General features: G+C 66.1%; 15 protein-coding genes. 8 read left to right on the top strand and 7 right to left on the bottom strand.

The annotated features are described in order from the left end of the window. Positions 1–1459, top strand: a 1459-nt coding sequence (locus ABWP84_RS09840; RefSeq protein WP_353211849.1) for a glutamate synthase-related protein, incomplete at its 5' end; no start/stop codon positions are given. 38 nt (positions 1460–1497) lie between these two features. Continuing rightward, positions 1498–1755: a hypothetical protein gene (locus ABWP84_RS09835; protein ID WP_353211848.1), complete on the top strand. Its 258-nt coding sequence runs from the start codon at positions 1498–1500 to the stop codon at positions 1753–1755. Between the two features lie 168 nt (positions 1756–1923). On the opposite strand, the gene argB is transcribed toward ABWP84_RS09835, so the two are convergent. Further along, positions 1924–2808, bottom strand: a complete 885-nt coding sequence (argB, locus tag ABWP84_RS09830) for an acetylglutamate kinase (RefSeq protein WP_353211847.1) — start codon at positions 2806–2808, stop codon at positions 1924–1926. Between the two features lie 107 nt (positions 2809–2915). Between argB and ABWP84_RS09825 the strand changes: the two genes are divergently transcribed. Beyond that, positions 2916–4343: a protein adenylyltransferase SelO gene (locus tag ABWP84_RS09825; RefSeq protein WP_353211846.1), complete on the top strand. Its 1428-nt coding sequence runs from the start codon at positions 2916–2918 to the stop codon at positions 4341–4343. Between the two features lie 9 nt (positions 4344–4352). Here the strand turns inward: ABWP84_RS09825 and ABWP84_RS09820 are convergent, their stop codons facing one another. From ABWP84_RS09820 to ABWP84_RS09805, 4 genes are read right to left on the bottom strand one after another with little or no spacing between them, the layout of a single operon-like run. Next, positions 4353–5381, bottom strand: coding sequence for a peroxidase-related enzyme (locus ABWP84_RS09820; RefSeq protein WP_353211845.1), 1029 nt, complete (start codon positions 5379–5381; stop codon positions 4353–4355). Between the two features lie 5 nt (positions 5382–5386). Further along, complete coding sequence (locus ABWP84_RS09815) at positions 5387–6805, bottom strand: NAD(P)/FAD-dependent oxidoreductase (RefSeq protein ID WP_353211844.1); 1419 nt, start codon at positions 6803–6805, stop codon at positions 5387–5389. Positions 6806–6864: 59 nt separating this feature from the next. Then, a complete protein-coding gene (locus ABWP84_RS09810) occupies positions 6865–7476 on the bottom strand; it encodes a fumarate hydratase C-terminal domain-containing protein (protein WP_353211843.1) in 612 nt (203 codons plus the stop codon). Next, positions 7473–8342, bottom strand: coding sequence for a fumarate hydratase (locus ABWP84_RS09805; RefSeq protein ID WP_353211842.1), 870 nt, complete (start codon positions 8340–8342; stop codon positions 7473–7475). The genes ABWP84_RS09810 and ABWP84_RS09805 overlap by 4 nt, the downstream gene beginning before the upstream one ends. 52 nt (positions 8343–8394) lie before the next feature. Here ABWP84_RS09805 and ABWP84_RS09800 point away from each other — a divergent pair, with 52 nt between their 5' ends. Beyond that, the gene (locus tag ABWP84_RS09800; protein ID WP_353211841.1) at positions 8395–9174 is read left to right on the top strand and encodes an alpha/beta hydrolase; all 780 of its coding nucleotides are present in this window, start codon (positions 8395–8397) and stop codon (positions 9172–9174) included. A gap of 381 nt (positions 9175–9555) precedes the next feature. Here ABWP84_RS09800 and pcaG read toward each other — a convergent pair whose 3' ends face one another. Together pcaG and ABWP84_RS09790 are read right to left on the bottom strand one after the other, a co-directional pair. Next, complete coding sequence (gene pcaG / locus ABWP84_RS09795; protein ID WP_353211840.1) at positions 9556–10125, bottom strand: protocatechuate 3,4-dioxygenase subunit alpha; 570 nt, start codon at positions 10123–10125, stop codon at positions 9556–9558. Next, the gene (locus tag ABWP84_RS09790; RefSeq protein ID WP_353211839.1) at positions 10125–10826 is read right to left on the bottom strand and encodes a protocatechuate 3,4-dioxygenase subunit beta; all 702 of its coding nucleotides are present in this window, start codon (positions 10824–10826) and stop codon (positions 10125–10127) included. Before ABWP84_RS09790 ends, pcaG begins: the two co-directional genes overlap by 1 nt. Before the next feature lie 85 nt (positions 10827–10911). On the opposite strand from ABWP84_RS09790, the gene ABWP84_RS09785 reads away from it, so the two are divergent. The 4 genes from ABWP84_RS09785 to ABWP84_RS09770 are packed head-to-tail and all read left to right on the top strand — an operon-like array spanning position 10912 to position 14228. Further along, a complete protein-coding gene (locus tag ABWP84_RS09785) occupies positions 10912–11508 on the top strand; it encodes a glutathione S-transferase family protein (protein ID WP_353211838.1) in 597 nt (198 codons plus the stop codon). Then, positions 11501–12700 carry a CaiB/BaiF CoA-transferase family protein gene (locus tag ABWP84_RS09780; protein ID WP_353211837.1) on the top strand — a complete coding sequence of 400 codons (1200 nt, stop codon included), beginning with the start codon at positions 11501–11503 and terminating at the stop codon, positions 12698–12700. Before ABWP84_RS09785 ends, ABWP84_RS09780 begins: the two co-directional genes overlap by 8 nt. Continuing rightward, a complete protein-coding gene (locus ABWP84_RS09775; protein ID WP_353211836.1) occupies positions 12700–13284 on the top strand; it encodes a carboxymuconolactone decarboxylase family protein in 585 nt (194 codons plus the stop codon). The genes ABWP84_RS09780 and ABWP84_RS09775 overlap by 1 nt, the downstream gene beginning before the upstream one ends. After that, complete coding sequence (locus tag ABWP84_RS09770) at positions 13281–14228, top strand: tripartite tricarboxylate transporter substrate-binding protein (RefSeq protein ID WP_353211835.1); 948 nt, start codon at positions 13281–13283, stop codon at positions 14226–14228. The genes ABWP84_RS09775 and ABWP84_RS09770 overlap by 4 nt, the downstream gene beginning before the upstream one ends. The last annotated feature ends 3 nt before the right edge of the window (positions 14229–14231 follow it).

Raw genomic sequence — 14231 nt, 5'->3', positions numbered from 1 at the left:
TGCCATGGTCTGCGTGAAGCTCGTCTCGCGCTCTGGCATCGGCACGATCGCGGCGGGGGTGGCGAAGGCCAAGGCGGACGCGATCCTCGTCTCCGGCCATTCTGGCGGCACGGGTGCTTCGCCCATCACCTCGATCAAATATGCCGGCCTGCCCTGGGAGATGGGGCTGTCGGAGACGCATCAGGTCTTGCAGCTCAACCGGCTGCGCCACCGGGTGCGGCTGCGCACCGATGGCGGCTTGAAGACGGGCCGGGACGTGGTGGTGGCCGCGATGCTGGGTGCTGAGGAGTTTGGCATTGGCACGGCCTCGCTCGTTGCCATGGGCTGCATCATGGTGCGGCAATGCCATTCCAACACCTGCCCCGTGGGTGTCTGCACCCAGGATGAGGCGCTGCGGAAGAAGTTCGAAGGCACGCCGGAGAAGGTGATCAGCCTGTTCTCCTTCGTGGCGGAGGAGGTGCGTGAAATCCTGGCCTCACTGGGCTTCCGCAAGCTGACCGATGTGATCGGCCGCACCGATCTGCTCAAGCAAGTCAGCCGTGGTGCCGATGATCTCGATGATCTCGACCTCAACCCGCTGCTGGTGCAGGCCGATGCCGGCCAGCATGCCCGCTATTGCACGCTGGAAGGGCGCAATGAGGTGCCTGAGACGCTGGATGCCGATATGATCCGCGACGCAGCGCCGCTCTTCCAGCGTGGCGAGAAGATGCAACTGGCCTACAATATCCGGAACACCCACCGCGCCATCGGCACCAAGACGAGTGCGATGATCACCCGGCAATACGGCATGAACGGGCTGCAGCCCGGGCATCTGACCGTGCGGCTGCGCGGCACGGCCGGACAGTCGCTGGGTGCCTTTGCGGTGCGCGGCCTGAAGCTGGAAGTCTTTGGCGATGCCAATGATTATGTCGGCAAGGGGCTCTCGGGCGGGCAGATTGTGGTGCGCCCCGCACCTTCCTCCACGCTGGTGTGGAATGAGAACACCATCATCGGCAATACCTGCCTTTATGGTGCCACGGCGGGTGAACTCTTCGCCGCCGGCCAGGCGGGGGAGCGTTTTGCGGTGCGCAATTCGGGGGCGACGGCGGTGGTGGAAGGCACCGGCGCCAATGCCTGTGAATATATGACCGGCGGCACGGTGGTGATTCTGGGGGCGACGGGCGATAATTTCGGCGCGGGCTTCACCGGTGGTTCGGCCTTCATCCATGATGCGGACCTGACCTTTGAGAAGCGGCTGAACCCGGAGACCTTGCTTTGGCAACGTCTGGCTTCGGCGCATTGGGAAGGCGTGCTGAAGGGGTTGATCGAGCGGCATGTGGCCGAGACGGGCAGCCGTTTCGCCGCCCGCCTGCTGAATGACTGGGCGGCGGAGCGTGAAAGCTTCTGGCATGTGGTGCCGAAGGAATACGCGAAATATCTGCCCCGGCCGATGGCCGAGGTATCGCAAGCCGCCGAATAAGCCTTGCGCCGGGGGGGCGGGGTCGTCATGTCAGGGGGATGAAATATTCCCCCTTCTCGCTGCCCCTGATGATGGCTCGGCTTTCCATCGCTTCCTGGGAGACCATTATCCACCGCACCCGCATGATGGCGGATGGCAGTTGCTCGGCGGCGGAATATCAGCGGATGGGGACTGAGAAGCTGGCCGCCATGCAGAGCAGTGCGGCGGCGATGATGGCGGGGGGCAGCCAGGCGGCGATATTGGCACCGTTTGTGACGAAGGCGCGGGCGAATGCGCGCAGGTTGCGTGGGGGGTAGTGCTGGTGGCACCTGGGAGGGGCGCGGCCCCTCCCAGACCCTCCCCGCTAGGGGCGAGCGGCCCCTGGACCGTCGTAAAACAAGCAAATGCTTTCCAAGGGGATCCAAGGGCCTTTCGGCCCTTGGCGGGTGGGGTCCGGGGAGGGCAGAGCCCTCCCTGGTCCAGCCTCAAGCCCGGATCAGCGTCCCAGCCCCGCCATCGGTGAACAATTCGCGCAGCACCGCATGCGGCGTGCGGCCATCAAGGATGACCGCGCCCTTCAGACCGCGCTCGATGGCATAGATGCAGGTCTCCACCTTGGGGATCATGCCGCCCGAGATCATGCCATTGGCGATGCCGGCGCGAACCTCACCCACTGTCATTTCGGCGATGAGTTCTTTCTTCTCGTTCAGCACGCCCGGCACATCGGTGAGCATCAGCATGCGCTCGGCGCCGAGCGCGCCGGCGATGGCGCCGGCCACCGTATCGGCATTGATATTGTAGGTCTGGCCATCCGGCCCCACGCCGACGGGGGCGATGACCGGCACGATATCGGCGCTGAGCAGCAATTTCAGCACCCGGGTATCGACATGCTCAGGCTCGCCCACCAGGCCCAGATCCAGCACCTGTTCGATGTTCGAGCCGGGGTCCTTCACCATGCGGGTGAGTTTGCGGGCGCGGATAAGGTTGCCATCCTTGCCGGAGATGCCCACGGCCAGGGCGCCCGCGCGGGTGATGGCATTGGCCACCTGCTTGTTGACGGTGCCGGCGAGGACCATTTCCACCACTTCGACCATCTGCTCATCGGTCACGCGCAGGCCTTGCACGAAGGTGCTTTGCACATTCAGCCGCTTGAGCATGGCGTTGATCTGCGGCCCGCCGCCATGCACCACCACGGGGTTGATGCCCACCTGTTCGAGCAGGGCGATATCGCGGCCGAAGCGCAGCGCCGTCTCCTCCTCGCCCATCGCGTGGCCGCCATATTTCACCACCACGATCTTGTCATCATAGCGCTTGAGATGGGCCAGCGCGCCGGACAGGATTTCCATCTGGGCCTGTTTGGCGTCGGACATGGTGGCGATCTTCCTCGTTTTGGCGCGACCCGGTTTGGCCGGGCCGGGCAGGGCGGTCAAGCGGGGCTGGGGTTGCAACCGCGGCGATGAAGGCCGATTTCTCTGTCATGACCATCAGCTTCGACAATTCCTATGCCCGGCTGCCGGAGCGTTTTTTTGCCCGGCTGCCGCCAACCCCCGTGGCCGCGCCGCGGCTTTTGAAGCTGAACACGGCTCTGGCGGAGGAATTGGGCCTTGATCCGGCGGTGCTGGCCAGCCCCGATGGCGTGGCGGCATTGGCCGGCAATCTTGTGCCCGAGGGCGCCGAGCCCATTGCCCAGGCCTATGCCGGGCATCAATTCGGTGGCTTTTCGCCGCAGCTGGGCGATGGGCGTGCGATTTTGTTGGGTGAGGTGATCCGCCCCGATGGCGCCAGGCGGGACATTCAGCTCAAGGGTTCCGGCCCCACGCCCTGGTCGCGCCGCGGCGATGGCCGGGCGGGCCTGGGGCCGGTGCTGCGCGAATACATTATCAGCGAGGCGATGGCCGCGCTGGGCATTCCCACCACCCGCAGCCTGGCCGTGCTGGCCAGTGGTGAGGAGGTTTATCGCGAGACGCCGGTGCCCGGCGCCGTGCTCACCCGCATCGCAGCCAGCCATATCCGCGTTGGCACATTTCAGTATTTCGCTGCTCGGGGGGATGAGGAGGCGCTGGTGATCCTGGCCGAATATGCCCGCGCCCGGCACCACCAGCAGGCCGAGGGGGCGCTGGGCCTGTTGCGCGCTGTGGTTGCGGCCCAGGCCGGGTTAGTCGCGCGGTGGATGCTGGTGGGTTTCATCCATGGCGTGATGAACACCGATAATATGACCATTTCGGGCGAGACGATCGATTACGGCCCCTGCGCCTTCATGGATGGCTATGACCCGGCGATGGTGCTGAGTTCGATCGATTATGGCGGCCGCTATGCCTATGCCAATCAGCCGAAGATGGCGCATTGGAATCTCTGCCGGCTGGCCGAGGCGCTGCTGGCCATCCTGCCTGGTGATGAGGCGGCGCAAATGGCGGCGGCCCAGGCCGCACTGGCCGAATTCGCCCCCGCCTTTCATGACGCCTATCTCGGCGGGCTTTCGGCCAAGCTGGGCCTGCCGGCGCGTGATGATGCGCTCAGCCAGGGGCTGCTGGCAGTGATGGCCGAACAGCGTGCCGATTTTACCCTGACCTTTCGCGGCCTCTGCGATGCGGCCGAGGGGGATGACCGGGTGCGCGGCCAATTTGCCGACCCCGCCGGCTTTGATGCCTGGGCCGAGGGTTGGCGCGCAGCCCTGGCCGGCAGCACGCCGGCCGCTTCCATGCGCGCGCTCAACCCCGCCTTCATCCCGCGCAACCACATGGTGGAGGAGGCGCTCACCGCCGCCGTTGCGCAGGGCGATATGGCCCCTTTCGAGCGGCTGGTGCAGGTGCTGGCCCGCCCCTTTGAGGAGCAGCCCGATGCGCCGCGCCACGCCCAGCCGCCGCGCGCGGAGGAGCGGGTGCTGGCCACCTTCTGTGGTACCTGAGGGGGCGGCTCAGCCCCGCAGCGGCTCACCCAGGGTTTGCATGAGCCGGTTTGCCCAGGCGAACATCGCCACCGACTGGATGATGTCGAGGATTTCGTCATCCTGCATCTCCAATTCCCGCAGCGCCTCGATCTCGGCGCTGCCGGTGGTGGCGGGGGTGTGGCTGAGGGTCACTGCGAGGTTGGTGATGGCGCGTGAGCGCGCATCCATAGCGACCCCCACGCCCTCATCCACCAGGCGTTGCATGAGCTTCGGGTCGCCTTTGAGCTGCACATAGCGCTGGGCATGGACCGAGAGGCAATAGGGGCAGCCATTCAGCCGGCTTTCGGCAGCGGCGGCCAATTCGCGCTCGGCCCGGGCGGCGCCGCGCGGGCCATACATGATGGTGTTGAAGAGTTTTGAGCGCTGATGCAGCACTTCGGGTTCCTGCACCAGGGCCAGGTAATAATCGCTGGTGCGGGCCTTGGGGTGGCTTTCATCCAGCACTTTTTCCTGCTCCGGCGTGGCCTCGGCGATGTCCAGCACCGGCACCCAGGCGCGCCAGCCAAGCGTATCGGCGGTGAAGCCGAAATCGGCGGTGCCGCCCATGGGGGGCGGGGGGGCGGGCAGCGTGGCCAAGGCCTCGCCGCCCAGCAGCTTCAGCCCATGCAGCGCGCGGGCCTGCCAGGCGATATAGGCGATGAGTTGGCTGAGCATGATGATCTCGGCCGGTGTCAGCGCCAGCTTGGCGAGCGCCGCGGGGCTGGCGGCATGTGGCCGCAGCGAGAGCATCTCGGCATGGGCCAGCATGGCAGGCAGGCGGGGTGAAGTGCCGGCGTGATGGCGGTGATGCTCGGCCAGTTCGGCGCATTCATGCAGGGCCGCGACATGCAGCGCCACGGCATGGCGCTCGCCCTTGGTCAGGCCCGAGGGGGCGGCAAAAATCGCTGCCTCGCAGGCGGCGCTGGCGGTGCGGATATCGGGGCGCAGCGCGCGCAGGCCATCCAGCGTGCTGCCGGGCGCGATGGCGGCCAGATCATCCAATAGGTCGCGGGTCATGGGCGTTATCCTCGCGGCACGAAAAATGGCGTGCCTTCCAGTTCGGGTTCGTCGAATTCTTCCACGGCCTGGCGCAGGGCGGGGAAATTTTCGCGGAAGGCATGGCGGGTGATGGCGTTGGTGAGGCGCTCGGCCGCGACTGCGACGCCGGGTATGTCGCTGGCGATGCCGCCGAAGCTGGCATGGGCGCCGTAATTCATTAGGTGGATCTGGCTGATTTCGGCCGGCGCGCCGGCATTGCGTGGCTGCAACTCGAAACCCGGGCCGAGATAGGGGAAGGCCAGCAGGTCCTGGCGCACCAAATCGGCCGGCGGGGAATAGCGGTCCCCCCAGCGGGCGATATGCGGGGCGAAGGCGGCGAGTTCGGGCACGCGATCCAGATCGACCAGGAAACCGGTGCCGATGATGAGGAAATCAAAGCGCTGTTCCGCACCCGAGGCGAGGCGCAGCAGCACCTGTTCAGCATCGCGGGAGGCGCGTTCCACCGCTTGGCCGAGATGGATCTGCACCCCCAGCCGCATCACCCGAAATACCGTCTCATGCGGTGGTGGCGCCTGCAGATCCTGGCCATAGACCAGGAAGGCGTAGCGGTCGGCATCATCCAATTCACCCCAGCCGCGCAGAAAGCCGGGATGGGAAGCGCCGCGGCCCTTGTTGATCTGCGGCAGGGCTTTGCGCCGGACGAAGACATCGGCCGAGGCCGCACCGTGTTCCATCGCGGCGGCCGCATTGTCCAGCGCCGAGGGGCCGGCGCCGATCACCGCCACCCGCTTGCCGCGCAGCTTTTCGAAGTCGATGGCGATATTGGTGTGCTCGGCCAGATCGGGGCGCAGATCGGGGTCGATGAAGCCTGGCCAATAGAGCCCGCCCGCCCCGCCCCGCCCGGTGGCCAACACCACGCGGCGGGCGAGGATGACCTCGCCAGAGGCCAATTCGGCCCGCAGCAGCCCGGCCTCGGGCAGCAGACGGTCCAGTGCAGCGCCATGGCGCAGCGGCAGGGCCAGCACTGCCTGTAACCAGCCCAGGTAATCCTGCCAGAGCTGATTGGGGATTTTATAAAGCGCCTGCCAATCCGCGGGACCGAACCGCGCCTCGTGATAGGCCCGATAGGTCAGTGAGGGGATGCCGAAGCATGGGCCGGGCAGAGTCTTGGGTGAGCGCAGCATTTCCATTTTGGCATAGGTCATCCAGGGGCCTTCCTGGCCCGGCTGGCTGCCATCGAGCATGGCGATATTGCGGATGCCGCGCAGCTTGAGCGCGCCTGCGGCGGCGATGCCATTCATGCCAGCACCCACCACCAGCACATCCAGCGCACCATCATGGCGGGGCGGCAGCCAGGATTTCGCCGGCAGGCCGAGCATGTCGAGGTCTCGCCGGATGGCCGCCTCATGCGCCGCGAGGCCGATGCGGGTGGATGTGTTCATGCTGCGGTGCAATCTGTCATTGCGGGGGGCGGCTGTCCACGCGGCGCGCGGATCGCCGATTAATCGCCCCGCGCTGCCGCGAGGCCAGCCAGAATCTCCGGCATCCGCCGTGCCGCCGCATCGTGCAAATCCGCATAGAGGCTCTTGCCATGCGCATCGATTCCCACGGTGAGCGGCCCCAGCCCCTCCACCCGCAAGGTGACGAGGCGATAATGCGCCACCAGATCGCTCCAATGCACTGAGACGACCTCGCGGATGGCCGAGGTGTGCAACTCTGCGCCCCCGCCCAGGAAGGAGAGGTAGACGCAGCCCACCTCGGCCATGGCGGCGGCGCAGGCCGCATCCAGCCCGCCCTTGCCGCCCACCATGCAGAGCGAGAAATGGCGGATCAGCCCGGGCATCAAAGGGCTGAAGCGGGTGGAGGTGGTGGGGTTCATATAGAGGATTTCGAGCCCGCCCGAGGCCGTCTCCTGGCTGTAGGAGCCCAGGTGGAACAGTGCTGCACCCTCCAGGGCCTGGGGCAATTCGCGCGTGCCATTGGCGCATTCCACCAGGCGTTGAATGGTGGGCAGGCCGGCGGTGATGGTGATCTCGCCATCCAGCAGCACCATGTCCCCGGCGCGGAGTTCGCGAATGGCCTCGCGGCTGGCGGGCAGGGTGAGGCGCTTCATTCCACCCGCTCCACCCGGCCATCATCATAGAGCCGGGCACGGGTGCGGCGGTTGATCCAGCAATTGAACGCCACCGCCACGGGGGTGAAACCATGGCCGGAGGCGTATTCCACATGGACGGCCAGCGCCGTGGTATCGCCCCCCGTGCCCATGGGGCCGAAGCCGGTGAGGTTGGTGGCGCGCAGCAATCTCTCCTCCATGGCGGCCACCACGGGCTCGGGGTTGCGGCTGCCCATGGGGCGCATGGTGGCCAGTTTGGCCAGCTTGGCGCAATGGTCGAAGGTGCCGCCAATGCCCACCCCGATCACCACCGGCGGGCAATGCTGCGAGCCGGCCTTGAGCACGCACTCCATCACATATTCCTCAATCCGCGCGAGGCTGGGGAAGGAGAAGATCTCCAGCGCTGCCCAGCGGCCGGAGCCCAGCGCCTTGGGCTGGCAGGTGATGTCCACATAATCGGCGCCGCCGATCACATCCCAGGTGATCAGCGGCATGTCCTTGCCATGATAGCCGCGCTCATTGGTCAGCGGATTGGTCACGTGTTTGAGCAAAGGCGGGCGGATGGTCTCGACCAATTCGGCAAAACCATCGACCACCGCCTGCTTGATATCGCCATCCATGGTGATGCGGGTGCCCAGGCCAATGGAATAGACCGGCACGCCGCTATCGGAGCAGACGAAACGATCCGAGGTCTCCGCTGCGATGGCGCTTTTGAGCATGATATCCAGCGTGCGCTGGGCCACCGGGTTGCTCTCGGCATCCCTTGCCCGGGCCAGGGCGGCCTTGGTGTCATCGGGCACTTTGCGCAGCGACCAGGAGTAGAGATCGGCCGTGGCCTGTTTCATCATGGCGTAGGTGATGGGCATGGTGCGATCCTAGCTCGACAATGGCGCAAGAGGCCATAAAGGGAGGTCATGCATGACTGAGGCTCGGCTGGTGCGGCGCGAGGGCGCGGTGGTGGAGGTGCTCCTCGACGGCCCAGCGCATGGACCGGCCATTGTGCTGCTGCCCTCCCTTGGGCGCGGTGCCGAGGATTATGCTGGTGTTGTGCCGCTCTTGGCCGATGCTGGGCTGCGCTGTGTGCGGCCCGAGCCGCGTGGCATTGGTCGCTCCGAGGGGGCGATGGTTGGCCTCACCCTGCATGATCTGGCCGCTGATGTCGCCGCGGTGATCGAGGCCGAGCGGCTGGGGCCGGTGCTGCTGGTCGGCCATGCTTTCGGCAATTGGGTTGCCCGGGTGCTGCTGCATGACAGGCCCGGGCAGGTGCGCGCCATCGCTATCCTCGCCGCGGCCATCACCACCGAGATTGCCCCGGAGATTCGCGCTTCGATCAATGGCAGCTTTGATATGAGCCTGAGCGAGGCGCAGCGCCTTTGGCATTTGCAGCGCGGCTATTTTGCGCCCGGCAATGATGCCAGGGTCTGGCTGCCTGGCTGGCACCCGCCGGTGGCGCGGATGCAGCGCGAGGCCACGGCGGCGACCACGGAACGCGCCTGGCTGCGCGCGGCGGAGCGGGTGAAGCTGCTCTACGTCGCGGCGGCGGAGGACAGCATCTCGCCGCCCCCCAGCCTGGAGGCCTTGCAGGCCGCCATGGGCCCCAAGGCCGCGCTGGTGGTGGTGCCGCGCGCTGGCCATGCCCTGTTGCCTGAGCAGCCTCAGGCCACCGCGAAGGCCTTGATCGGCTTCGCTCAATCCTGACCAATAGTTGATTTGATTGGTATGGTCGATGTTACACTCTGTTTCATATGAGCATTTCTGACGATGTCATACCAATATTTGTTATGAATGCTCCACTGCCTATAACATGTCGATCAGTCGGTCTTCAGAATCGACACACCGGATGCGATGCCCAGGATAATACACCTGTGCCTGTTCCATCTCACGGCGAACCTGTGCTCCATCGCTCCTGGAACTGAAGTTGACACACGTCCGCCATCCGGAGTTATCCAAAAACTGAATACGGTAATCTTCCATTGATCCCTTAGATCGGTATCCCGACCCCTCCTGGTGTTTATAACTGTTTATAACATTTTGGTTTGTTTAGTACATTGATATGTAGAGGTAAAATCGTGAGTGTTTTCAATCCTGAAAAAACGGCGTCTCGGCGCCACCATGCAGGATGATGTCGAAGCGGTAGCGCCCCGGGCCATCGGGCTGCGCCACCAGCCGGCCCTGCAATGGCGCCGGCACCAGGGCGAAGATGGGGTCGGTGGCATTGTCGCCCTGTGGGAAGAACAGGGTGGTGCGGGCGATGCGCATCAGCCCCGCCCCCATGATGCTGAGATTGATATGCGGCGCGCGGGTTTGATTGCCTTCCACATAGCCGCCGGGCAGCAGGGTGGTGAAGGCGTAGCGTCCCTCGGCATCGGTCCAGGCCCGGCCCCAGCCGAGGAAATCCGGGTCGGCCAGATGCGCCTCGGGGTCGGCCTCGTGGTTGAAGCGGCCGGCGGCATCGGCCTGCCATGCTTCCAGCACCATGTTCACGCAGGCCACGCCATCCGCCTTGAGCACCACGCCATGGATGGTGATGGTCTCGCCCCTGGTGCTGGGCGCGGCATCGGCGGTGATGCGGCGCAGGTCATTATCGCCCTCGCGGAAGAAGGTCTGCGGGAAGAAGGGGCCGATGGTGTGTTCGGAGCTGGGCAGCATCACGGCAGCTCCGGCGTGGCGGCGCGGCCGCGAAGGCCGATATCAAAGCGATAGGCGAGCCAGCCCAGCCCCACCTCCACCGGCGGCACCATGGCCGCCACCAGCCGAGCGCGGGCGGCGGGATCGGGCACGGATTGCAGGATGCGGTCGAGGGCGTTCAGCGGGTCGCCCGGGAAATACATTTGCGTCACCAGGCGCGAGAGGCTGGCGGGGCCGAGCACCGAGAAATGCACATGCGGGGGCCGCCACCATGTCTGCGGCACCGGCACGGGGTATGCGCCGGGGCGGATGGTGAAGAAGCCGTAGCGCCCAGCCGCATCGGTCAGCACCCGGCCATTGCCGATAAAATCCGGGTCGAGCGGGGCGTCGCGGGTGTCGATGGGGTGGCGGTAGCGCCCGCCGGCATTGGCCTGCCACAGCTCGACCACCGCATGGGGCACGCCGCGGCCATCCTCATCCAGCACCCGGCCGGAGATATGGATCAATTGGCCCTGGGCTATCCGCCCCGGCGCGATCACCGCCAGATTGTCATCACCGCAGAGCAGCTTTTGCGACAGCCGGGCGGGGGCGGCGCGTTCGGTGCGGGTGGCGGGCCTGTGGATCAGCGGTGCCGAGGGGGTATGCGAGAAGGTGTTGGGATAGCCGGCAATGGGCACATGGGGCTGGATACCCTCCGGCCATGGGTCGAACCTCTCCGCCATGCATGCCTCCCTTGTGGCTTTGCAGCATCATGGACAGGCGGGCGTGAAAGCCACAAGCTGCATATTAAGGAAAGAGGAAACCGCGATGAAGCTGCATTGGTCCCCCCGCTCACCCTTCGTGCGCAAGGTGATGATCGTTGCCCATGAACTGGGTCTGGCCGATCGGATCACCACCACCCGGACCGTGGTGGGAATGGAGCAGATCAATGAGGCCCTGCTGGCGGAAAACCCGCTGAACAAGATCCCCACCCTGGTGCTGGATGATGGGCAGGTGATCTATGACAGCCTGACAATTTGCGAATATTTCTGCGATCTGGCCGGGGGTAAGCTCTTCGGCACGGGGGCGGCGCGGTGGGAGGTGCTGACGCGGCATGCCCTGGCCAATAGCTTTCTCGATGCGCTGATCCTCTATCGCAGCGAAGCCACCCGCGCCCCGGCGCAGCAAAGTGCTGGGCTTCTGGCCGCCTTTGCCACCAAAACCACCGCCATGCTGAACCATGTGAGTGCGCCGCCGCCCGGCCGCGCTGATATTGGTGACATCACGCTGGCGGTGGCGCTGGCCTATCTTGATTTCCGCTTCGCCCATATCGGCTGGCGCGAGGGCCGTCCGGCCTTGGCCGAATGGTATGCCGCTTTCAGCGCCCGCCCCTCAATGATTGCGACGACGGCCGTCGATGGCTGAGGGCGCACTCTCCCATATCCGGGTGCTCGACCTCAGCCGGGTCATGGCGGCACCCTGGTGCACGCAAATCCTGGCTGATCTGGGTGCGGATGTCATCAAGATCGAACGCCCGGGCGAGGGTGATGACACCCGCGGCTGGGGCCCGCCCTTTCTGCCGGGCGGGCGCGATGCCGGGTATTTTCTGGCCTGCAACCGGGGCAAGCGCTCTGTGACGGTGGATATGGCCAAGCCTGAGGGTCAGGCCATCATCCGCAAGCTGGCGGAAAGCGCCGATGTTTGTGTGGAGAATTTCAAGGTGGGCGCGCTGGCGCGCTATGGCCTCGATGCTGCCTCGCTGCGGGCGATCAATCCAAGGCTGGTCTATTGCTCGGTGACCGGCTTTGGCCAGAGCGGCCCGCGTGCCGGCCAGGCGGCTTATGATTTTGCCATCCAGGCCATGGGCGGCCTGATGAGCATCACCGGCGAGCGCGATGATGCGCCGGGCGGCGGGCCGCAAAAGGTGGGCGTGCCAGTGGTGGATATGATGACCGGCATGTACGCCACGGTGGGCATTCTGGCGGCGCTGGAACGGCGCAATATCACCGGTGTGGGTGAGAGGATTGATCTTGCCATGCTGGATGTGCAGGCGGCCTTCCTGTCCAACCAATCGATGAATTGGCTGATGGGCGGCAAGACGCCGACACGCCATGGCAACCGCCACCCGAATGTGCAGCCGCAGGATGTGTTTCCCTGCGCCGATGGGCATTTCGTGCTGGCTGTGGGCAATGACGGGCAGTTCGCAAAAATGGCGGCGGCGGTGGGGCGGCCGGAATGGGCGAATGATTCGCGCTTCGCCACCAACCGCGCCCGGGTGGAGAATGGCGATGCGATGCGGGCCGCGCTGCTCGCCCGCTTCGCCGATTTCACCCGCGCCGAGATCACCGCGGCACTGGAATCTGCTGGCGTGCCGGCTGCGCCCATCAACACCATTCCGCAGGTGTTTGAGGAAGCGCAGATCCAGCATCGCAACATGCTGCGCCGGCTGCCGCATGCGGTGGCGGGCGATGTGCCCACGGTGGTCAGCCCGCTGAATTTCACCGAGACGCCGCTGCAATACGAAAAAGGCCCGCCTGTACTGGGCCAGCATACCGCGGAAATCCTGGCCGAGCTGGGGCTCGACCATGCGGCCCTGGCGGCGAAAGGCGTGGTCTGATGCCGCGCATCGCGCTGCCGGGTCGGGAGGAATTATCGCCCGAGCAGCAGCGGGTGCATGATGGCGTGGTCTCGGGGCCGCGCGGCACTATTATCGGCCCGCTGCGCGCCGCCATCCATAACCCGGAACTGGCGGAAAAATGGTCGGCGCTGGGCGAGGTGCTGCGCTTTCGCACCGCGCTGCCCAAGCGGTTGGATGAGCTGGCGATTATCATCACCGCGCGGCGTTTTGGCAGCCAGATCGAATGGTGGGTGCATGCCCGTGCCGCCGCCGAGGCCGGGCTGCCGGAAGCAGTGATTGAGGCCATTCGCCATGCCGCGCCCCCCGCCTTCGATGATGCGGCGGATGGCGAGATCTATGCCTTTACCCGTGCCTTGCACCATGAGGGGATTGTGCCGCAGCCGCTTTATGACGCGGTGCTGGCGCGCTGGGGCACGCGTGGTGTGGTCGATCTGACGGCACTGATAGGCTATTACACCTTGGTCTCCTACACCTTGAACAACCATGATATTCCCTTGCCGGACGGTGTGGCTCCGCCGCTTGCCGGCCAGGGGCTGACCAACCTAGCGGAGGCTGCGGCGTGAAACGACGGACCCTATTGGCGGCATTGGCCACGCCCGGGTTGGCGCTGGCGCAAGAGCCGGTGCTGCGGATCATCATCCCATTCCCGCCCGGCGGGCCGGCCGATACGATCGCCCGGTTGCTGGAGCGCCCGCTGCGCGCCTCGCTCGGCCAGGCGGTGGTGCTGGATTATCGCTCCGGCGCTGGCGGCGTGGTCGGGATGGAGGCGGTGGCCCGCGCGCGGCCTGATGGCCATACGGTCGGGCTGGGCAGCACCGGCGCGCTGGTCATCGCGCCGCATATCATGCCCCGCATGCCCTATGACCCGCTGCGCGACCTTGCGGCGGTGAGCGAGGTGCTGGCCGTGCCGCAATTGCTGGCGGTGCCGGCGGCTTTCCCGGCGCGCGATGTGGCCGCGCTGGTGGCCATGGCGCGCGCCGCGCCGGGCAGCATCGCCTATGCTTCGGCCGGTATTGGCAGTTCGCTGCATCTGGCGGCGGAGCTTTTCCGCCAGAAGGCCGGCATCACCATCACCCATGTGCCCTATCGTGGCGCCGCGCCGGCCATCACCGATCTGGTGGCGGGGCGGGTGCAGATGATGCTGGGCGATGTGACTGGCCTTTTGCCGCAGGTGCAGGGCGGCGCGCTGCGGGCTCTGGGCATCACCGCGGCGGCGCGTTTTTCCGGCCTGCCCGATGTGCCAACCATCGCCGAGGCCGGGATTGAGGGCGTGATTTCCGACACCTTCTATGGCGTGCTGGCCCCCGCGGGGGTGCCGGCCGGCCGGCTCAGCGCCCTGGCCGCCGCGCTGCGGGCCGCGCTGGCCGAGCCCGATACCCGCGCCGCCCTGGCCGGGCAGGGCGGCAATATCATTGGCAGCACGCCGGAGGATTTCGCCACCCGGCTGCGGGTCTCCTCCGCCCGCTGGGCCGAGGTGGTGCAGGCCGGCCAGATTCGGATGGAATAGTGC

Source organism: Rhodovarius sp. (assembly GCF_040399605.1).
Classification (GTDB): Bacteria; Pseudomonadota; Alphaproteobacteria; order Acetobacterales; family Acetobacteraceae; genus Rhodovarius; species Rhodovarius crocodyli_A.
The sequence above is the reverse complement of the archived record's forward strand: the minus strand, read 5'-3'. Positions and strand labels throughout refer to the sequence as shown.